Source organism: Corynebacterium sp. 5QC2CO (assembly GCF_024580435.1).
Taxonomy (GTDB): Bacteria; Actinomycetota; Actinomycetes; order Mycobacteriales; family Mycobacteriaceae; genus Corynebacterium; species Corynebacterium jeikeium_D.
In genome coordinates, this window is the sequence record NZ_JANIKI010000017.1 from 1 (window position 1) to 20524 (window position 20524).

General features: G+C 59.0%; 18 protein-coding genes, 5 tRNA genes and 2 riboswitches. Of the genes, 13 read left to right on the plus strand and 10 right to left on the minus strand.

Going from position 1 to position 20524, the window contains the following annotated elements; genetic code table 11:
• Positions 1-140 precede the first annotated feature (140 nt).
• The 6 genes from phoU to NQ014_RS10380 all read right to left on the minus strand — a co-directional run bounded on the left by phoU (position 141) and on the right by NQ014_RS10380 (position 8224).
• Complete coding sequence (phoU, locus tag NQ014_RS10355) at positions 141-878, minus strand: phosphate signaling complex protein PhoU (protein ID WP_080969597.1); 738 nt, start codon at positions 876-878, stop codon at positions 141-143.
• 90 nt (positions 879-968) lie between these two features.
• Entirely contained in the window at positions 969-2126 is a 1158-nt protein-coding gene (gene dusB / locus NQ014_RS10360; protein ID WP_049173080.1) for a tRNA dihydrouridine synthase DusB, read from the minus strand.
• Positions 2127-2258: 132 nt separating this feature from the next.
• Positions 2259-4022 (minus strand): thiol reductant ABC exporter subunit CydC, encoded by a 1764-nt coding sequence (cydC, locus tag NQ014_RS10365; RefSeq protein ID WP_257075233.1) that lies wholly within the window; start codon positions 4020-4022, stop codon positions 2259-2261.
• The gene (locus NQ014_RS10370; RefSeq protein ID WP_257075235.1) at positions 4019-5569 is read right to left on the minus strand and encodes an ABC transporter transmembrane domain-containing protein; all 1551 of its coding nucleotides are present in this window, start codon (positions 5567-5569) and stop codon (positions 4019-4021) included. Before NQ014_RS10370 ends, cydC begins: the two co-directional genes overlap by 4 nt.
• A gap of 29 nt (positions 5570-5598) precedes the next feature.
• On the minus strand, positions 5599-6615 hold the full coding sequence (gene cydB / locus NQ014_RS10375) for a cytochrome d ubiquinol oxidase subunit II (RefSeq protein ID WP_257075237.1): 1017 nt from the start codon (positions 6613-6615) through the stop codon (positions 5599-5601).
• A gap of 19 nt (positions 6616-6634) precedes the next feature.
• Entirely contained in the window at positions 6635-8224 is a 1590-nt protein-coding gene (locus tag NQ014_RS10380; protein ID WP_257075238.1) for a cytochrome ubiquinol oxidase subunit I, read from the minus strand.
• 217 nt (positions 8225-8441) lie between these two features.
• Between NQ014_RS10380 and NQ014_RS10385 the strand changes: the two genes are divergently transcribed.
• Positions 8442-8514, plus strand: a tRNA-Lys gene (locus NQ014_RS10385).
• Positions 8515-8589: 75 nt separating this feature from the next.
• Here the strand turns inward: NQ014_RS10385 and NQ014_RS10390 are convergent.
• Positions 8590-9120 (minus strand): NUDIX domain-containing protein, encoded by a 531-nt coding sequence (locus NQ014_RS10390; RefSeq protein ID WP_257075239.1) that lies wholly within the window; start codon positions 9118-9120, stop codon positions 8590-8592.
• Positions 9121-9319: 199 nt separating this feature from the next.
• Here NQ014_RS10390 and NQ014_RS10395 point away from each other — a divergent pair.
• From NQ014_RS10395 to NQ014_RS10420, 6 genes are all read left to right on the plus strand, one after another.
• Positions 9320-9395, plus strand: a tRNA-Glu gene (locus NQ014_RS10395).
• Positions 9396-9409: 14 nt separating this feature from the next.
• A tRNA-Asp gene (locus NQ014_RS10400) sits at positions 9410-9483 on the plus strand.
• Positions 9484-10057: 574 nt separating this feature from the next.
• Positions 10058-10134: transfer RNA gene (locus tag NQ014_RS10405), tRNA-Asp, on the plus strand.
• Between the two features lie 19 nt (positions 10135-10153).
• Positions 10154-10226, plus strand: a tRNA-Phe gene (locus tag NQ014_RS10410).
• 161 nt (positions 10227-10387) lie between these two features.
• Positions 10388-10843 (plus strand): hypothetical protein, encoded by a 456-nt coding sequence (locus tag NQ014_RS10415; RefSeq protein ID WP_070833585.1) that lies wholly within the window; start codon positions 10388-10390, stop codon positions 10841-10843.
• A gap of 107 nt (positions 10844-10950) precedes the next feature.
• Positions 10951-11232, plus strand: a complete 282-nt coding sequence (locus NQ014_RS10420; RefSeq protein ID WP_042388192.1) for a GNAT family N-acetyltransferase — start codon at positions 10951-10953, stop codon at positions 11230-11232.
• Between the two features lie 100 nt (positions 11233-11332).
• Here NQ014_RS10420 and epsC read toward each other — a convergent pair whose 3' ends face one another.
• Positions 11333-11926, minus strand: coding sequence for a serine O-acetyltransferase EpsC (gene epsC, locus NQ014_RS10425; protein WP_257075244.1), 594 nt, complete (start codon positions 11924-11926; stop codon positions 11333-11335).
• A 115-nt stretch (positions 11927-12041) separates the two neighbouring features.
• Positions 12042-12974: a cysteine synthase A gene (gene cysK, locus NQ014_RS10430; RefSeq protein WP_257075245.1), complete on the minus strand. Its 933-nt coding sequence runs from the start codon at positions 12972-12974 to the stop codon at positions 12042-12044.
• A gap of 303 nt (positions 12975-13277) precedes the next feature.
• Positions 13278-13546, plus strand: a riboswitch (cobalamin riboswitch).
• Between the two features lie 66 nt (positions 13547-13612).
• Here cysK and NQ014_RS10435 point away from each other — a divergent pair.
• The 5 genes from NQ014_RS10435 (at position 13613) to ramA (ending at position 18136) form a co-directional block, all read left to right on the plus strand.
• Positions 13613-14395 (plus strand): energy-coupling factor ABC transporter permease, encoded by a 783-nt coding sequence (locus tag NQ014_RS10435; RefSeq protein ID WP_257075246.1) that lies wholly within the window; start codon positions 13613-13615, stop codon positions 14393-14395.
• A 38-nt stretch (positions 14396-14433) separates the two neighbouring features.
• On the plus strand, positions 14434-14811 hold the full coding sequence (locus NQ014_RS10440; RefSeq protein WP_257075247.1) for an energy-coupling factor ABC transporter substrate-binding protein: 378 nt from the start codon (positions 14434-14436) through the stop codon (positions 14809-14811).
• Positions 14808-15545, plus strand: a complete 738-nt coding sequence (gene cbiQ / locus NQ014_RS10445) for a cobalt ECF transporter T component CbiQ (RefSeq protein WP_257075248.1) — start codon at positions 14808-14810, stop codon at positions 15543-15545. Before NQ014_RS10440 ends, cbiQ begins: the two co-directional genes overlap by 4 nt.
• A gap of 2 nt (positions 15546-15547) precedes the next feature.
• A complete protein-coding gene (locus tag NQ014_RS10450; RefSeq protein WP_257075249.1) occupies positions 15548-16372 on the plus strand; it encodes an energy-coupling factor ABC transporter ATP-binding protein in 825 nt (274 codons plus the stop codon).
• A gap of 194 nt (positions 16373-16566) precedes the next feature.
• A riboswitch (cobalamin riboswitch) is annotated at positions 16567-16824 on the minus strand.
• A 475-nt stretch (positions 16825-17299) separates the two neighbouring features.
• On the plus strand, positions 17300-18136 hold the full coding sequence (gene ramA / locus NQ014_RS10455) for an acetate metabolism transcriptional regulator RamA (RefSeq protein WP_005511953.1): 837 nt from the start codon (positions 17300-17302) through the stop codon (positions 18134-18136).
• Between the two features lie 70 nt (positions 18137-18206).
• Here the strand turns inward: ramA and NQ014_RS10460 are convergent, their stop codons facing one another.
• On the minus strand, positions 18207-18806 hold the full coding sequence (locus tag NQ014_RS10460) for a cob(I)yrinic acid a,c-diamide adenosyltransferase (protein WP_257075251.1): 600 nt from the start codon (positions 18804-18806) through the stop codon (positions 18207-18209).
• 47 nt (positions 18807-18853) lie between these two features.
• Between NQ014_RS10460 and murA the strand changes: the two genes are divergently transcribed.
• Complete coding sequence (gene murA, locus NQ014_RS10465; protein WP_257075252.1) at positions 18854-20116, plus strand: UDP-N-acetylglucosamine 1-carboxyvinyltransferase; 1263 nt, start codon at positions 18854-18856, stop codon at positions 20114-20116.
• Positions 20117-20524 lie beyond the last annotated feature (408 nt).

Sequence of the window (20524 nt, forward strand, 5' to 3'; positions counted from 1 at the left end):
CGCCCCAGGCCAGCAGCCCCCAACATCCCTACAGGCCAGCAGCCCCCAACATCCCTACAGCTCAGCCCAAACACCCACCCCCCAACAGCCCTTCAGCGCAGCCCAATACCCAGCCCCCAACAGCCTGCAACTTCACGGACCTACATCCGCAGGTGACGCTCCAGGGCCTGCAGGCGTTGGTTAAAGCTGCGCTGGTCGCGCTCGTCCTCAAGCTTGTCCAGGTAGACATCGCGCTTGTAACCGGTGGCCAGGTAAATAATCCGGGCGGCAACCTCGACGGCGTGATCCGCGTAGCGCTCGTAGAAGCGGCTCAGCAGAGTGACATCCACTGTCTGCGCAGGGGAGTGCGGCCAATTATCGTCGTTGGTCAGCGTAAACAGGTGCTGGTGGATGTCGTCGATGCTGTCATCGGTCTTATCCAAGGCCAATGCCTGGTCAACGTCGTAGTCGATGAGCACCTGACGGGTTTCGTGCGTCATCTGCTCAGATACGGAGGCCATCTCGCGGAAGAACCCCTCCACGGGCTCCGGCAGTGCCTTGTTCGGGTGGCGACGCCGGGCAACGTTGGCAATATGCACACTCAACGCGCCCATGCGGGAGATGTCCTCGACAATGTAGAGGCCACTGACAATCTGCCGGAGATCACCAGCCACAGGAGCTTCGCGGGCCAACAGCTCGAAGGCTCGCTGCTCCGCATCCTGGCGCAGGTCTTCGAGAGAATCAATCTGGGAAAGAACGGTTTCAGCCGAGACTAAATCAGCCTCAAAGAGGGCCTTGTTCGCAAGCTTATGCATGGAGCCAACTCGGTCACACATCACAATCAGGCTGTGAGCCAAGTTGTCCATTTGTTCTCGATAGACAGTGCGCATGCGTTCCATAGTAGGCAATCCTCAACAAGGTCGCGCGTTAGTGGGGAGCCCCCAATTACCCCTCGTAAAGTTATGTAAACACTCGCTCAGAACCGAAGCCTAGCCGCCGGAGTGCATAATCTCCGCGCCCTCGGGCACGGTGTCGTCCTCCGGGTCGTCCAGCCAGCCCTCCGGCAAGACCACCTTTGCAGGGGACCCCTGTCGGCCGCGGGCGCCGTCGGCGTCCTCCGGGCGGGCGTGGGCGCTGGGGCCGTCGTAAAGCGGTGCAAGAATCTCGTCGAGCGTTGCCAGCGAATCGACGCGCGCGAGAGACTTCCGCACCTCACTGCCGGCAGGGTATCCCCGCAGGTACCAGGCGATGTGCTTGCGCAGGTCGCGGCAGCCCTTACGCTCGCCCTCGTGCTCCACGAGCAGTTCCGCGTGACGACGGATAATCCCCGCGACCTCACCAAATGTTGGTGCCGGCGGCACTTCTTCGCCACGCAGCTCGGCGGACAACTGCGCGAACAGCCACGGGCGACCAAGGCAGCCGCGACCGACGACGACACCGTCGCAGCCGGTCTCGTCGAGCATTTTGCGGGCATCAGTGGAGGCGAAGATGTCGCCGTTGCCAAGCACTGGGATATCGCTGAAGCCGGAGTCGACCATGTGCTCCTTCAGTCGCGCGATCTGCGACCAGTCGGCGTGACCGGAGTAGCGCTGCGCTGCGGTGCGGGCGTGCAGAGCCACAGCCTGGGCGCCCATCTCAGCGGCGATGCGGCCGGCATCGAGGTGTGTGTGGTGCTCGTCGTCGATACCGACGCGGAATTTCACGGTCACCGGGATGTCCGTGCCCTCAGTGGCTTTTACCGCTGCGGCGACGATGTTGCCGAAGAGGCGGCGCTTATACGGCAGCGCCGAGCCGCCGCCCTTGCGGGTGACCTTTGGTACTGGGCAGCCGAAGTTCATATCGATGTGGTCGGCGAGGTTTTCGTCGACAATCATCTTCGCTGCCTCGTAGGTCCACTTCGGATCAGTGGTGTAGAGCTGCAGGCTGCGCGGGTTTTCGTCAGGCGCGAAGGTGGTCATGTGCATGGTCTTCTCGTTGCGCTCGACCAGTGCTCGCGCGGTGACCATCTCGCAGACATAGAGGCCGGAGACCGTGCCTGTACGCTGCAGCTCCTGCTCGCGGCACAGCGTTCGGAATGCCACGTTGGTGACACCGGCCATCGGAGCGAGTACCACGGGGGAAGCGAGCTCAAAGGGGCCGATGTGCATGTGCGCGGACGTGGCATCGGCGGGCTTGGCGGCGCTGAGTGGACTCGTGGAGGTATCTAACACGTACAGTATTGTGTCACGCTGAACTGCCGTTTTCGAATCTGTTTTATCTGGCGGATCGGATCGCCCCGGTTAGCGCTGCGTCCGCGGATGCCTGACGACGATCACCGTTCGGCGACCCCTCCCACCGGGCAGGTCGGTGGTATTGCGGAGAATTTCCAGGATGTGGTTCGACTCTTCGTCGAGGTGTTCGGTGGGTTCGTCGAGAAGCAGGATTGGCGCTGTGCTGACAAGCGCACGGGTGAGAATGAGCCTGCGCCGCTGACCACCCGAGAGACTGTCCGCGCCGCTGTCCAGAATCGTGTCCAGGCCGTCGGGTGCGGCATCGACCCAATCGCGCAGGCCCACGGCGTCCAGCACGGAGTAAATGTCATCGTCGCTGACCTGCGGGTTACCAATAGAGATGTTGTCCCGCACCGTCGTGGCGAAAATGTGCTCATCCTCGGCGATAAAACGCACCAAGTCGCACTGCTCCGTGTTTACGTGGGGCTCTCCGGCACTTGCCGCACTGCGCCACAGCTCGCGTCCGTCTCCGTCAGTGATAGTCACCGTGCCCGCAATCGGCGGGATTAGTCCGGCGATTGTTTTCAGCAGCGTCGTCTTTCCGCTTCCCGACGGCGCCGTGATCTCCCGGTAGTCGCCGAAGGTGACCTCGAAGTTTTGCATCGGCAGTTGAGCTGGTTGGGATGCTGCGGCATCAGCTGGCTGGGCAGCGGGCTCTTCCGCAGTATTCGAACTGTTGTCGTCGGGGTAGCCCACGATTAAGTCTTGAACCTGCAGCGTCGGCCGAACTGCCAGGTGGTTCTGAGGGAGCGTGGACGTGTGGATTGGCGCTGTGGGGGATGGGGTCGAGCGCATGACATCCGCTTCCTCTGATTCGCTCGCACTTGACGCGAGCGTCAGCAAGGCTTCCCTCGATTGCGCCAGTGTTTGCGCAGCAGCTGGCAGCGGACCAACTGACTCAAAAGCCGCCAGCGGCACCAGAACTAGAACTGTCAGCCACTCGGGGGAGTGCAGTAAACCGCCTCCAGCGCCCCCGGCCGAATCCGTCACCAACCATGACGCTACGACCACGGTCAGGACAGCGGTCAACACGCTAGCCGCGGTGCTCAGCGCGGAAGCGCGGGCATTTGCTCGACCTGTGGCGTCATCGATGGCCGCAACCGTTTTGCTGGAGGATGACGCGGCAGAGACTGCCTTATCCAACTGGCCGTGGATACGCAGGCCGGCGGCGTCGGAAAGCAGCGCTTCGACGGCAGCGGCATGCGACTGCAGCGCGGCCGCGCGACGCTGACTTGAGCGCGCAGTGGCGCGATACGTCAGGTAAGGAGCAACACCGCCGGCCAGAAGCAGTCCCACAGCCAGGAGAACCGCAGCGGCAGGCGAGAGTAGCGCTACGAAGATGACGGCGATGAGGGAGGTCATAAGCGCCACTAATGCGGGCACTATTGAACGCACGACGGCATCGGCAAGTGCGTCAATATTCGCCCCGAGCGCGGTGACAATATCGGAACGCTCACGCAGCGCCAGCCTGCTATCAGCGACGAAATGCTCCCATAGCTTCACGCGCGAGCGCTCGGCGGTTCGCAACGCCACATCGTGGGAGACCAACCGGTCGAGGTATCGAAACGCAGCTCGCGAAATACCCAGCGCGCGCACAGACGTCACCGCCAAGGTGATGTCCATCAGCGGCGGCATCTGCCAGGAACGCGTAATCAGCCACGCTGACACCACGGTCAGACTCAGCGCGGACAGCAGCGTGATGGTGCCCGCCAACACCGGCCACACCAGGTCGCGGGGTTTCACCAGGCGACGAAGCGCTTGCAGAGTAGTCATCGCGACTGCACCTCCACCACGCCGTCGGCGGCCGCAATCAACAGCGGATCATGGCTGGTGGCAATCACCGTGGCTCCGCGCCGGGCACGTGCACGCAGGAGCCTAATCACGGACTGCGCACTGTCGGCATCCAGGTGAGCTGTCGGTTCATCAAGGAGGACGAGGTCGCGGGTGTCGTCGGCAAGCTCGCGCCGAAGCGCCTCCCGCTGACGTTGCCCGAGTGAGCGCCGCGAATTGTCTCCCACCGTCGCTGCGTCCAACACTGGGCGCTGGGGCAGCCACGCGATGCGTCGCAGCAGATCCTGGTCACGGAGCATACGCTCGCCGTCGCGAATAGTTACGGAGCCTTCCAGCCCCTCGTGCACGATGCCGGCGACCGCAAGCAGCGCTGTCGTCTTGCCCACACCGTTCGGCCCCGCCAGCACCGTCACCGTGCCCGGCCGCGCGATGGCGCTTAATTCACTTGGCCGCACGCCGTCTCGCCCCGGCGCGGAAAGGCGTTCGAACACGACCGTGGGTGAGCTGGGGGCACTGCTTGACGACGTTCCTTCGGCCACCTCCTCCATCGTTTCAGAGGTGGTGTCTGTGGAGTTTGGAGTCTGGCCAGCGTCCTTGTCTAACAGTTCCGTGACTTCGGTGGCAGCGACCACACCGTCCTGAGCGGCGTGGAATTTCTGGCCAACCTGCCGCACCGGGCCATAGATTTCTGGAGCGATGATGAGCACTGCCAGGCCGGTCGCCAGTGTCATGTGGCCTCCCAGAAGCCGGAAACCGATGCCGACGGCGATGAGGGCGACTGACAGAGTGGTGAGGAATTCCAGGACCGACGCGGATAGGAAAGCGATGCGCAGGACCTCCATGGTGGATTTCCGGTGGCGGGTCGACAGGCGCTTGATTTCCTCGCTGGGGGCATCGGCCATGTCGTGTGCTTTGAGGGTTGGCAGGCCGATGACCAGGTCGAGAATCTGACCACGAACGGTGCCGATGTCGGCCAGACGGCGTTCTGTGCGGCCCTCAGTGAGGCGACCTACCAGCCACATGAACAGCGGAATAAGAGGCAGCGTGACAACCGCGATGGCAAACGATGGGAGGTCTAACCAAGCGACCGCGACCAGTGCCATCGGGGTAGCCAGCGCTGCGGCCACCAGCGCAGGGAGGAATTCCGCCACGTAGACGGCCACACCATCGAGCCCGACCGAAAGCAATGCGCGCCAGTGCGCGGTGTCGACAGTGCGAGGATCGCGCAGAGCCAGGGCTCGCAGTGCACGGCTGCGCAGGTCTGTAGCCACGCGTGCACCCGCAGATTGGCCGAAACGCACGAGCGCGTAGGAGCAGGCCACCCGAACGAGCACGGCGGCCATGGCTACCAGCGCGAATAGTGTCCAATTAGGAGTTGCCTCACCCAGAACCTGCGCCGTAATAGTGCCGATTGCCAGCCCCAATGCGATCGTGGCACCTGTGCTCGCGGCGGTCAGTGCGCCCGCGAAAATGACCCAACGCCAGGCTGGGGCCGACAGCTTGAATAGTTTCGGATCGACAGGTGCCACTTTCTAGAAACTAACCTCCAACGGACGGTCTACTGCGAGACCTTACGCTCCGCCATCAGTCGCTTACGGAAAACCCAGTATGTCCACGCCTGGTAGGCAATCACCAGTGGGGTAATCACCAGCGCGGTCCAGGTCATGATTTTCAGCGTGTAGGGGTTAGAGGCGGAATTCCAGATATCGAGGGAGACGCCGTCGGCAAGCGTCGTCGGCATCAGGTACGGGTACATGGCGCCAAAGACAACGGTGGTGACGGCGACTACGGTGACCGCGGTTGCGGAAAAGGCGATGCCGTCGCGGTTGCTTACGGTTGCGGAGATGGCAATGACCAGCCCCGCGACGGCGATGACAACAACAGCCCACAGCCAGGTCTTTCCGTATCCCAGCTGTGTCCAGATGAGGAACACGCCGCCAAAAATCAGCGCCGACAGTGCCGGAATTCGAGCGGCGTTGCCGACCTCGTCGCGTAACTTGCCGGCGGTCTTCAGCCGCAGGAAAGTAACTGCGTGAAGAGCGAACACAGCCGCAAACGCAATCCCGCCGACCAGGGCGTACGGGTTCAGCAACCCGAGCAGGGTACTAAAGCCGGAGTCCAAGTTCTTGTCGGCATTCAGCGGGACACCACGCACCAGGTTCGCCACGGCCACGCCCCACAGAATCGGCGGCAACCAGGAGCCGAAGATGATCGCGCGGTCACACCAGGCGCGCCAGCGCTCATCGTTGACTTTGAAGCGCCATTCCAGCCCGACGATACGGACAATCAACGCCACCAGAATCAAGAAGAGCGGCAGGTAGAAGCCGGAAAACATGGACGCATACCATTCCGGAAATGCCGCGAAGAGCGCGCCGCCAGCGGTAATTAGCCACACTTCGTTGCCGTCCCATACCGGCCCGATAGTTCCGAGCATCGCTTTACGACGCGGTTCATCGCGGCCAACGAACGGCAGCAGCATTCCGACGCCGAAGTCAAAGCCCTCGAGAAGGAAATAGCCGGCGAAGAGGAACGCGATCAGGATAAACCACAAAACGGGAAGATCTAATCCGAACATGTCAGAGGTACATCCTTATCTACTTTGTGTCCTCAGTCGCGGAGACTTCGGAGTCGGGGCTGGCAGCGGACTGGGCATGGACCTTGTTGAATCGCACCGGAGACGAGACAATCGCGCCCAGATCGGTAGCGATTGGTGACGACGGGCCAGCGTGCTCAGGAGCATTGCTGATAGCGTTGATTGCCTCAGCGGATTCGGTCGGAGGTCCGGCAATAACTGCGCGGCGAATCAACCAGAACCACACCACTGTCAAAATCAGGTAGAGCAGGGTAAAGCCCACCAGGGTGATAATCACCGTGGCCGGTGCATGGTCGGACACACCCATATCGACGGTCATGCGAATCAGCTCGGTGCGCGGGTCGCCCGCGTGATCCGGGTTCGGGTGCACAATCCAGGGCTGACGGCCCATCTCCGTAAAGATCCAGCCAGCGCTGCTGGCCAAGAACGGGAACGGAATCGCGAGGATACTGCAAGCAGCGAAAATGCGGGCTCGTTTGCCCGTCGGCACGCGCCCCTTGCGAGTAAACAGCCAAGCAAAAAACGCGATAGCCAGCGAACCGACCATGAGCCCAATCATGGCGCGGAAAGACCAGTATGTGACGAACAGGTTCGGAGAGTAATTACCAGGACCGAAGAGCGCCTCAGCCTTTTCCTGCAGGTCCTGCACGCCCTGGAGCGTGACGCCGCTGAACTTGCCCTCGGCCAGGAAAGGCAGCACCCATGGCACCTCGATGAGGTGCAGCACTGAATCACAATTGTTGTGCGTACCGACGGTCAGAACCGAGAACATTGGATCTGTCTGCGTGTGGCACAGGGACTCGGCCGATGCCATCTTCATCGGCTGCTGCTCGAACATGAGCTTGGCTTGGATATCGCCGGTGATAAACACCGCTAGCGAGCTGAGCACAGTTGTCCAGAGCCCGACCTTCATGGCCTTGTGGAACGTCCGCTCGTGGACACTATCGCGCTGACCACCACGGCGGCTCTGAACTAGCCACCAGCCGCTGACACCGACAACGAGCGTGCCGGCGGTAAGGAAAGAGCTGGCCACGGCATGCGGGAAAGCTGCCAAGGCAGTGGAGTTGGTCAACAGTGCGCCAAAGTCTGTCAGCTCTGCGCGGCCGGTTTCCGGGTTGTAGACCGCGCCTACAGGATGCTGCATGAACGAATTGGCGACGATGATGAAATACGCCGAGATATTCACCGCAATAGCGACAATCCAAATCGAGAGCGTGTGCATCCAGGTGGGGATACGCCCCCAACCGAAAATCCACAGTCCCAGGAAAGTGGATTCCAGGAAGAATGCGATGAGGCCTTCAAGAGCCAGCGGGCCGCCGAAGACATCACCAATCATGCGGGAGTACTCCGACCAGTTCATACCGAACTGGAATTCCTGGACGATACCCGTAGCCACGCCCATGGCGAAGTTAATGATGAAGATGGTGCCGAAAAGCCGCGTCGCTCGGTACCAAAGGTCATTTTTCGTCGTGGCCCACAGTGTCTGCATGAGCGCGACGAGCGGAGCTAGACCAATTGTCAGTGGGACAAAAATGAAGTGGTAGACGGTGGTTATGCCAAATTGCCAACGAGATATATCGACGACATCCATGTTTCCTCGACTGAAAAAGTAGACATAAACGATGCGTGTACTTCGTCGGATTTGTCGAAGCCTGCATCAAGTGCCCGCAGTATTCCTGCTTATTAATTCAGTCGGACAGAAGGAGTAAAAAGTTCCGGGGCGTGAACTTATCGACGCGGGCAAGGCAAAACTCGCGGAGGGCAATTATTAAAAACAAGCGCGTAATTGCTAGGCTATTTTGTTGCGCGGGCCTTTAGCTCAGCTGGTAGAGCTACGGACTTTTAATCCGCAGGTCGCGGGTTCGAGCCCCGCAGGGCCCACAAGCACGCAAAACCCCAGGTCATCAACAGCCTGGGGTTTTGTCGTATCTTGCCTGTATTTGCCCTCTGTGGCACCTACTTCTCCCGCTTGTGGTAGCCCATCCGTGGCTTGAAGCCCGCCGGGTGCTTGAGCTGCGCCACGGCATCGGCGACTATCAAGCGGAAGCGTGGCTTCATCGGTGGCATCTGTGAGATTTGGAACCATCCGACATCAGTGGATTCATCATCAGCGACATAGGGGACGTCGTCGCCAACAACACTGCAGCGCATGGAGATATCCAGATATGAGGCAACATCGCCGTTGAGGTGTTCGACAGGGCCGACGGCGCCAGTGCCAAGCAGGGCCTCAACTGTGACGTCGAGTCCCGTTTCTTCCTTTACTTCCCTCACAGCGGCGTCGTGTGGCTGCTCGTTCGGGTCGACGATTCCAGTGACCGGAGTCCATTCGCCATTGTCGGAGCGACGAACAAGTAAGACCTCGGGCAGAGCGTACATCGGTGCATTCGGCGGAACATCGCGAATGACGATAGCCGTGACACCAGGGAGCCAGAGCGGAGCGTGGCCCACTTTTTCGCGGAGCTGAACAATGAAATCCGGAATTGCCATAGTTGTGAGCTTATCGGAGTACTAGGAGCGTCCGCGGAAATAGCAAGAAATTCCAGTTCAAACGTGGATTTTGGGAAAAGGGTACTTATCCTCTATAGTTCTTTACGTTGCCAAGAGCGCGCGCAAATGCAATGTTCATACACTGCAGATGTACGCTGTTTCGCCACATAGTGGCTAACTCTTTGCAGCGTTAAGTCGGGCTCCCATCGTCTAGAGGCCTAGGACTCCGCCCTTTCACGGCGGCAACACGGGTTCGAATCCCGTTGGGAGTACCACTAAAAATCATGATGGCCCTGTGGCGCAGTTGGTTAGCGCGCCGCCCTGTCACGGCGGAGGTCGCGGGTTCAAGTCCCGTCAGGGTCGCAATTCTAAACACCAGTTCCGGTTGGAGCTGGTGTTTTTTTGCTTTTGGTTAGTGGTGTGCTGGGCGTCGGTGTGTGTGGGGGGTAATAGACAAAAAGTGTGTCTGATTCTCAAGGTAGTGACTGGTCAGGCCCCCAACTGCGGCAGCTCCACAACCCCGGGGTTAGGTAGCAAAACTGACGGTCCGAAAAACTGCGGGCTGCAAATGTGAAACTGTGTAAGTTTATGACACTTTCAAGCCATTTTTCGGGCCATTTTTGTCATAAACGCAGTCAGTAACTCGCATCGACCCAACGCCGCTAGTCATAAACGCAGTCAGTAACTCGCATTAAGGGCTAAGTGGCAAAGAGGGTCCACCCGTCGACATGCTGAGCGGGCATACTTTTGTCTATTAACTCGTCGCAGCCACCGGGGGCGCCACAGTCTAGGTTGCCCCGAGACCCGGGGCTGGATGTCAGTTTTGAACTTAAAATATCTGCCATGAACTGGCGATTTGCTTATGTTCAGCGCTGTTCTGTAGAGTAACAACTCGTGCACAGCGCTGGTAAGTCAGGAAGTTGAGCACGGCATTTAAGGCCCTGTGGCGCAGTTGGTTAGCGCGCCGCCCTGTCACGGCGGAGGTCGCGGGTTCAAGTCCCGTCAGGGTCGCCACTTGATTAATTTCAAGTCTGGCCAGATAGCTCAGTCGGTAGAGCGTCCGCCTGAAAAGTGGAAGGTCAGCGGTTCGATCCCGCTTCTGGCCACAATCAATCCCCAGTCCGGAAACGGGCTGGGGATTCTTTGTTCTTCACCCCGGTGGGTTTTCGACGTGAGCGTCGTAAAGCAAAGTGCATTGAGCCGTGCGAAAACCTTAAAGTGGGGGAAATTAAACCGCGTACACACCCTAGCGGATAGGATGTTGTGCATGAGTAAGGAATTCGCCTCAGCAGGAACGCTGTCCCACGATAAGACGCTGCCGTGGGTCGTGCGCATCTTCGTCTACACGGATGCTGAGGGCAGCCAATCGGCTGCTGAGAAGGTTCGTGGGGCGCTCGCGGAACTGATTCCGGATCAGGAAGTCAACGTCTACGAGGATGTCATGCCCGATGTGGGGCGCACTTCTTCGCTCGCTGATTTGTGGGCGGAGGCCAACCCAGGCATGGATCCGGGGGATCGGAAGCGTTATCGCATCAGTGTGGTGGCTCCGGGGCTGTCTCACTGCGAAATGGCGGATTTGGCAGGCCCACTCGCTGAGGCCGTCAGCCCGGGGTGGGCAGAGGGTGAGGCTGCGGCTAAGGTCGCGAAGGGCGATGTCCCGTGCCGTGTCGCTGTCGGGCGTGCCGACGAGCACCCGGGCGAACCCCCGCTAGTGCAGAATTAGCCGGGATTCGGAATTAATCCGAAGCGAGAGCTGTTATCTGGGTTACATCCTAAGAGTCGTTTGCAATGACGACGCTTCACAACCACGAGAGGGAAGTGATTTCGAAAATGGCACACACTATTTCGCATGATGAGGCCGGTCAGCGCTACGTTCTCACCGTAGAGGGAGAAGAGGCCGGCTTTGCCGCTTACACCCCGGTGGAAGGTGCCCTGGACTTTGACCACACGGTTGTAGATGGCAAGTTCCGTGGACAAGGCCTGTCCAAGCCGCTTATCGCAGGCGCGTTGGATGATGTTCGGAAGAACAACCGCAAGATTCGCACTAGCTGCTCCGCTGTTGCCAACTTCGTGGAGAAAAACCCGGAATACCAGGATCTACTGGCTGACTAGTCGCTGAAGGGCGAAGAACGCACAAAGAAGCCGGCCGGCTGCTCAAGATAGGGAGAGCAGCCGGCCGGCTTTTGTATGTAGAGCTAGTTTTAGGGAGGGGCTAGATGAAGTCCCCGTCGCCCTGGACGTACACCGCCGGATCGCACAACGGCTTGTGCTCTTCGGGCTTGGCAGGGCGTACGCGGCCCGGAATTCCTATCACGATGGAATCGGGTGGGCAGCTGTGGGTGACCACGGAGTTGGCGCCGATTGATGAGCCTGCACCAATTGTGATGGGGCCAAGGACTTTCGCACCTGCTCCGACGGTGACGTTGTCCTCCAGGGTGGGGTGGCGTTTTACCTTCTCCAGTGAGCGTCCGCCAAGCGTCACGCCGTGGTAGAGCATGCAGCCGTCACCGATTTCTGCGGTTTCGCCAATGACGATGCCCATGCCGTGGTCGATGAAGAACCTTCGGCCAATTTGAGCGCCCGGGTGAATCTCAATACCAGTCAGCCAACGGGAAAACTGTGCGAGTACTCGTGCAATGCCCTTGAAAATCCCGCCTCGTTTCCAAAGGCGGTGCGAGAATCGGTGAATCCAGATTGCGTGTAGGCCGGAGTAGACAATGGCATTTTCTACATCACCGCGCGCAGCTGGGTCGTGCGCGCGGGCATTGTCCAGATCCTCTTTGAGGATTCGGAAAAAGTCACTCATGGGCGTCAATTCTATCTGGTCGGAAGTGTGGGCAATGCAAAAACCCGCTTGCCGACGGAAAGTGCCAGCTAGCGGGCGCTGCAGGGAAGGTTACGGGCGCTTATAGCGCTTGGCTTTAGTCGCGCAGATCCTCGTACAGGATGGAGGAGACGTAGCGCTCGCCGAAGTCAGGAACAATCGCGACGATGTTCTTGCCCTCGGACTCCGGGCGGGCTGCAATCTCGAGAGCAGCCTTGATGTTCGCACCGGCGGAAATACCGCCGAGGATGCCCTCGGCTGCAGCGACCTTGCGGGAGACCTCAATAGCGTCCTCGTTGGTAACCGCAATAATCTCGTCGAGAAGCTCCTGATCGAGAACCTCTGGGATGAAGTTTGCGCCCAGGCCCTGAATCTTGTGCGGGCCGGCGGTGCCCTCGGTCAGCAGCGGGGAGGCCTTCGGCTCAACGGCAACCAGCTTGATGTCCGAGTTGTGCTTCTTCAGCGCGCGACCTGCACCGGTAATGGTGCCGCCGGTGCCGACACCAGCCACGAAGTAATCAACCTTGCCGTCGGTAGCTTCCCAGATTTCTTCACCAGTGGTTGCCTCGTGGATAGCCGGGTTGGCCGGGTTGGCGAACTGGGAAGCCAGGATTGCATTGTCGGTGTTAGCTACGATTTCGTTGGCCTTATCGACAGCACCGCGCATGCCATCCGCGCCCGGGGTGAGTACAAGCTCAGCGCCGAAGGCGCGCAGAACGACGCGGCGCTCCTGGCTCATGGTGTCCGGCATAGTGAGAATGACCTTGTAACCGCGGGCTGCACCGACCATTGCCAGCGCGATACCGGTGTTGCCCGAGGTACCCTCGACGATGGTTCCGCCCGGCTTGAGCTCGCCAGAGCGCTCGGCGGCATCGATAATTGCGTTGCCGATGCGGTCCTTGACCGAGTTGGCAGGGTTGTAAAACTCCAGCTTGGCAATCACGTTGCCTGGCAGGCCCTCGGTAACACGGTTGAGCTTAACCAGCGGGGTGTTGCCGATCAGTTCAGTGACATCGTTATAAATAGTCATTAATCTTATCCATTCCGGAAATCACAGAGGACTTCCTAATGAGTTTTCGCGTGTAGCCGTAGTGTACGCCTGATCCTGCAATTAGTACAGACCAGTTCGTCTATTTCATGGCTTGCGTAGGGAAGTGGAAGCTGTCAGTTCCGGTGCCGCCACCGTCATAGTCGCCGCGGTCGGCGCCGTCGCAGGCGCACCGCTATTTTTGCAATGCTCCTGCTCTAGCTACGTTAACGCTATCTGGTTGCCTTGCTCGTCCTTACCTCCATTGTGAGGGTAAAGAGAATTAAAGTTTCTTAGAATCCACTATTCTGAGACGTGATTTACAGTGCACGGGAATGCCTTGCAAATAGGCAGCGGCCCTCGCCACTGTGATTGGGCGCGATTGCGGCCGTTATCTGCACAGCGGTTATATGCGATAACCGAAAACGCAGGCAATAGACCCGATGATTGCGATGCTTCGTCGAAGCCACTCAGGGGGACTCAAACCTTTGGGGAAGGAGGCGAGGCATTAATAGAAGTGTGAAGCTTTGCTCAGCCCATCAGCCAGGAGACCGACTGTAAATCATCCAATTCGCGTCCGCGGATTGGCGGTCGAGCGGTGCTGTCGAGGTGAATAGCGCCGTAGAAAGATGATTTACATCATGCATATTGCTGAGGGATTTCTCCCAGTCACTCATTGCATTGGGTGGGGTGTAGCTGCCGCTCCCTTTGTCATTCACGGCGCAGTGCAAGTCAAGCGCACTATGAAAGAACATCCCGGTAGCGGCATGCTGCTCGGTGCTGCTGGTGCGTTTACCTTCGTGCTCTCCGCAATCAAGATTCCATCTGTAACGGGTTCCACTTCGCACCCGACAGGTACGGGTTTTGGTGCTGTAATCTTCAAACCTCCGGTGATGGCGCTGCTTGGCTCCATCGTGTTGCTCTTCCAAGCAATCTTGCTCGCTCACGGCGGCATTACGACGCTCGGTGCGAACATCTTCTCCATGGCAATCGTCGGCCCGTGGGTAGGCTACGCCTTCTACGTATTGACTCGAAAGCTCGGCGGAGGCCTGCTACCAGGGGTGTTTATGGCAGCGTTCTTCGCTGACCTCTCCACCTACGTTGTGACCTCCATGCAGCTCGCTCTTGCACACCCGGCAAACCCGGGCGGTGTTGGTGGCGCGCTGGCTACATTCCTCGGCCTGTTCGCTATCACGCAGATTCCGCTGGCAATCATCGAGGCTCTGGTAACCGTCATTCTCATGCGCACCCTGCTGGCCGTGGCACACTCTGAGCTCCTCGATCTCGGCTTCCTGTCCCGCTTCGGCGATGCGCCAGCACCGGCGCTGGAGGCGAAAGCTGCAGACACCACGGCCGACGCTGTTGCAGGATCTGTTACTTCGCAGAATGCTGCAGCTGCATCCGTATCCGGCCAGAAGCAGTAGCCGTCGTCAAGCGAAAAGAAGCGAAAGAGAGCACGATTATGAATGCAAAAAACAACGCGCAGATTGTCGACGCACAGGCAGCGAGCCAGCCGAAGAAGAACTCCGTGGGGGTCAGCGTCGGTCTCATTGTCCTGGTAGCCGTAATTGCCATGTTCCCGCTGTTCTTCAACTACGGGGACGACGACGCCGAGGAGCCGTTCGCCGGCACTGATGCCACTGCTACGGAGACAATTCAGGAAATCGACCCGAACTACGAGCCGTGGTTCGAACCACTCGTCGGCGAACTACCAGGTGAGGTCGAGTCGGGTCTGTTCGCGCTCCAGGCCGTTATCGGTGCCGGCGTCCTGTTCTACGTTATTGGCTTCTACCGAGGGAAGGCTGCTGCGCGTTCAGACAAGCGCGAGAAAGAGCAGTGAATGCGCTAGAAGCCGCAGCGGCGCGCAGCGCTTGGGCACGCCGCAACGTGGGTGAAAAGATTCTGCTGCTCGGTGGGCTGTTGATTCTGGCAGTTGCGCTTCCGCCGATTCCCTTTGCGCCTGTCATTGCGGTGATTGCTTGGTTCATTGCGTACATAGCCCGAGTGCCCCGCAAGCTGTATGTGGCAATGGTGCTGGCACCGGCGGCTTTTGTGCTCGTCGGCGCGTTTCCGCTTTTGGTAGCGCTTACTCCCGACGGTCTCGCGTGGTCGCCGGATGGCCCGCAGCGAATGGCGCAGGTTGTGATGCGTTCGTTTGCGGGTATCAGCTGCACGATGGTCTTTGCGCTGACCACTCCGATTTCGGAACTTATTGCGTGGCTCGACAAGCACGGCATGCCTCGGTACCTGACGTACCTCGCTGAAGTGATTTATCGGATGACAGGCGTGCTGATTCACTCCGCGCGCTCAATGACGGAAGCCCAAGCGCGACGTCTTGGGCACTCCACGCGCCGGGCGATGATCCGTGATGCGGCGGCGCAGTCCGCCAGCCTTTTTGTCATTGCCTTTACCCGCGCGCGCAAGATGCAAGAGGGAATTGAGCTGCGCGCCGATCCGAGCGCAATGAAAGTACTGGTGATTTCGCGGCCGAGGCAGCCGAAGTTCCTCGCAATATCCAGTGCCTTACTTTTGTCGTTGATTGCGGCCTGGGCGCTGCTGAAATGGGGTGTATAGGGATGTCGATCAGCAGGAAAAATAGCGCTGATCACGTACATGGTGCCAACGGTGCCATTGTGGAAGCGGCCGCAGTTACATACGCTTACGACGAAACTCACGTCCTGAAAGGCGTGGATCTGGCAATTTCGGGCGGCGAGCGCCTAGCGCTGTTGGGAGCAAACGGCTCGGGCAAGTCCACGCTGTTGCGTATGCTCGCGGGAGCTTCTAAGCCCGATGGCGGTGAGGTCCGCCTTGACGGCACCGCCTACAAGTACTCCCGGCACGGCCGCAATACGGTCCGCCGCTCAGTACAGATGGTCACGCAGGATCCGGATGAGCAAATCTTCGCGGCTAGCGTGTTTGCAGACGTCTCTTTCGGTCCCGTCAACCTGGGGCTAGGGAACGAGGAAGTCGAGCGGCGCGTCCGGGAGGCCCTGGGCACCGCCGAAATCACTGATCTCGCCGAACGCGTTCCGCACCAGCTTTCCTATGGTCAGCGTAAGCGCGTCGCTCTCGCAGGTGCGCTGGCGATGCATCCGCGCGTGCTGCTTCTCGACGAACCCTCCGCCGGCCTCGATCCGCAGGCAACCCGAAAGCTTGCACACACGCTCAATCAATTGCGCGATCAGGGCACAGCCGTCGTCGTCGCCACGCACGACATCGACTTCGCGTGGAATTTCGCCGATAGGGCAGCAGTGCTTGCCGACGGCAAACTGCGAGTTGGCTCCAAAGAGGAAATTTTGGCCGATCGACGGTTGGTCGAACATGCTCGATTGGCTTTGCCCTGGGCGCCCGTGATTTCTAAGGCGATTGGGCGAGATGTGCTCCATCCAGAGGATGTTTAAGCGAGTGGCTTGGTTGGTGAATAGCTCATCGATATGTGCAGCTAAACCGCGCTAAAAACGAGAAAAACGCCCGCGGGCAGGGCGTAATGCCTATGAAAATAGGCCTAGAAATATAGGCGAAGCTGTCGCATTTCTTCGCTTCCATTTCACGTCACACCTGTCCGCGGGCGATCTCCGTGGCCGTGGCACTTCACAGTGCCCTCGGCGCATCAGGCAGGTATTCGGACTTCCTGGCGTGACCGACAATAAGGGGATGACGACTGCCGCTCGCTTCAATGCTTACGTGCAGAACCTTACAATCAGTTTTCCTACTTTTCGCCGCTTCCCAAGGTTGAAATAACCTCAGTGCCGTTGGCGAATTTTGTTCCAGATTACCGCTGCGGGACAGTTCCGGAATTGCACCGGATTCCCTCTTGCGTTTGCTGTGCACCACCTTCGGACAACCACGTGGAGGACGTAGCATTGAAAGCGGAACTCAACAAAACCTGTTGCATGGATGACAATAGCGCACGGTGCTAAATAAGCGAAGGTCTTTTTCGAAAATGTCCGCATTGGGGGTAAAACGCCGTTCATTACCCTCTGTTATCAACATTCACGCAGTTTATTGGCGGAAAAATAGCTACCCCCTGCCTTGTATCCATTCGGCCGAGGCGGGGCTAATGACAGGATTTATCCTGGTATTTTCTTTACGTACTTGTAGAGAAACCTAGTTGTTTCCTAAGATTGTGTGACGGATGCCTTAATGCAGGTGTACCCGTTCGGAGGGTACTATCTACTTTGTACGGTTTACAGCCCCCGAAAGGGTCAGTAGCCGCTGAGCGGTAGTTGGCCATTTCGTAGGAGTGTAAGTCGGCGCGAAGTCACAGGCTGATGGTGCCTCTGTGGGTGCCAGTGAAGCAATTTGCCCGTTACGCAGGAGGACGCGAGATGGATCCCCACCGCATTCTGGACGACAATGAGGTTATTAAGTCGTCCTTGGTCGCCCTAAAGAATGCGACTGGTATTCCGGTCACAATGTATGCGGAAGTCACCGATAACTCTAAGATGCAGATCAACAACTGGGTTGGCCTGCGTACCCCGGCCCTGCAGAATCTGACTGTGGAATCGGGTGCGGGTGTCGGTGGTCGCGTGTTGGCCACGCGCCGCCCGGTGGGTGTCAGTGACTACCTGCGCGCCAAGGTTATTACCCATGAGTATGACGACAAGATTCGTGACGAAGGCCTGCACTCGCTGGTCGCCGTGCCGGTGATTGTTTCGCGTCTTGTTCGTGGCGTGCTCTACGGTGGCGTGCACTCCTCGGTGCGCCTGGGGGACAAGGTTCTTGAAGAGGTCACAATGACCGCCCGTTGCCTGGAGCAGGACCTCGCTGTCGTCGATGCCTGCCGCAACATGGATCGCTCTGGCAACGGTAAGGGCGGCCGCATCATGAATGGCGCTGAGTGGGAGCAGGTTCGCTCCACGCACTCCAAGCTGCGCATGCTCGCTAACCGCGTGGATGATGAGAAGCTGCGCCAGGAGCTCGAGGTTCTCTGTGACCAGATGGTCACCCCGGTTCGCGTTAAGCAGACCACCAAGTTGTCTGCTCGTGAGCTCGATGTTCTCGCCTGTGTCGCCCTCGGTCACACCAACGTCGAGGCCGCAGAGGAAATGGGCATCGGTGCCGAGACGGTTAAGTCCTACCTCCGCTCCGTGATGCGCAAGCTGGGCGCCCACACTCGCTATGAGGCCGTCAACGCGGCCCGTCGCATCGGCGCACTGCCGTAAATCGCTTGACGACGGTTCCTTTGCGCCCAAACCCACGGGTATTGGGGTGTCAGTTCTGCTACTTGGCCTGCTACTTACCCCCTGATTGCCGCTCGGTTTCGCGCTCACCACCGGGGACCCACTTAACGTCATTGCCGTCATTGGCCACTCTCGAAAGAATAAACAACAGATCAGACAGGCGATTGAGATACTTCGCCGGTAGGACTGAGGTGGTTTCGGGAAACTCGCGGCAGGCAGCCCATGCCGCACGCTCGGCCCGGCGAGTAATCACCCGAGCTGTGTGCAGCAGTGCCGCGGCTGGTGTGCCTCCCGGGAGGATGAAGGAATCCAGTTTCGGCAGTTGCTCATTGAACTGGTCGCACCAGTGCTCGAGTCGCTCGATGTAATCCGGCTCGATACGCAACGGCGGGTACTTCGGGTTTTCTTCAATAGGCGTTGCCAGGTCGGCTCCGGCATCAAAGAGGTCATTCTGCACGTAGCGAATGACGGCTGAGACTTCGTCGGCAAGCGTGCCCAAGCTGAGCGCCTGGCCGAGTGCAGCGTTGGCCTCCTCGCACGTGGCGTAGGCGATGAGGCGGGAATCGTCCTTGGGGACGCGGCTGAAATCGGACAATCCGGTGGTGCCGTCGTCGCCGGTGCGAGTGTAAATGCGAGTTAGATGAACGCTCATAGTTTCAAGCCTAAGCGCGATATTGCGAAATGTGGTTGGCTGGGGGAGTGGGAAATGAGCGATTTCTGGTTAAAGGCGGAGCGACGCTAAACGGTCAGGTTCAGATTTCCGGGGCGAAGAACTCGGTTTTGAAGCTGATGGGCGCGGCGCTTCTCGCCGAAGGCACGACAGTACTGACAAACTGCCCTGAAATTGACGACGTTCCGTTGATGCAAAAAGTCCTCGAAGGGCTCGGCTGCTCCGTGACGCGCGAGGGCGACCGGATTGAAATCACGGTGCCCGAAGAGCTCTCGCATCACGCTGACTTCGATGCCGTGCGCCAGTTCCGCGCTTCGGTCTGTGTGCTCGGGCCGCTGACGGCGCGTACTCGTAATGCGGTTGTCGCACTGCCCGGTGGTGACGCAATTGGTTCCCGCCCGCTGGACATGCATCAGGCTGGCCTGGAGAAATTGGGTGCACGCACCTATATTCACCACGGTTGCGTGGTGGCTGAGGCAGGGCGACTCAAAGGTGCGAACATCAAGCTGGACTTCCCGTCCGTCGGCGCGACCGAGAACATTCTGACCGCGGCCGTACTAGCTGAAGGTACGACTGTGCTGGATAACGCCGCCCGTGAGCCTGAAATTGTCGACCTGTGCGAGATGCTCGTGGAGATGGGCGCCAAGATCTCGGGTGCGGGATCTAACACCATCACGGTTGAGGGTGTCGAGAAGCTGCACCCGACTGAGCACAAGGTCGTCGGCGACCGAATTATCGCAGGGACCTGGGCCTATGCTGCGGCGATGACCGGCGGCGATATTACGGTCGTTGGCATCAACCCTAAGTACCTGCACCTTCCTCTGGAAAAACTGAAGAACGCAGGCGCTCAGGTCGAGACCTATCCGCAGGGCTTCCGCGTGCGTATGGACGGGCGTCCGCAGGGTGTGAACTATCAAACGCTTCCATACCCCGGCTTTCCGACGGACATGCAGCCCATGGCCATTGCTCTGTCTGCGGTGTCCGAAGGGGCGTCAGTGCTTACCGAGAACGTTTTTGAGTCGCGCTTCCGGTTTGTCGACGAGATGATTCGCCTCGGCACTGACGCGACCATCGATGGCCACCACGTGATGATTCGCGGAAAGGAAACGCTGAGTTCGGCACCTGTGTGGTCTTCGGACATTCGCGCCGGAGCGGGACTAGTGCTTGCTGGGCTGTGTACTGAAGAAGGTGACGTCACTGAGGTGCACGATGTCTATCACATCGACCGTGGTTACCCGGGCTTCGTAGAGACACTCAATTCTCTTGGCGCATCGGTTGAACGGGTTAGCTAGTGATTGTTGGCCTCTGGTCAGTGGCTAACGGCTAAGCGCACGGTGCTAGTTAAACGTGCGGTGTGGAAAACCATCGCAAGTCTTCGGTTCTGGATGCTTCAGAACCGTAGGGAGTGATTCTCCAGTGGTGGCTTGTGGTGGTTTTCGCTATTTTACCTGGGGTTTTGTGTCTTTGGTGGGGTGTGTGTAATGTATCTGGAGGTCAGCGTGGCCAGGCAGTTTATGTGTTTGGTTGGCTGATGTGGGGGAAATGTTTTCGTGCGGTTAGCCGCTGAGAGTCATTGGTTTGACTTTCTGGTTAATTGTTTGTTAATGTTTTCTCTCGCTGCTCACGTGGTGGTTGCCCTGGTTTGGGGTGGTTGTCTTCGTGGGTGTGTGTTGTGTGAGAACTCAATAGTGTGCCGATGT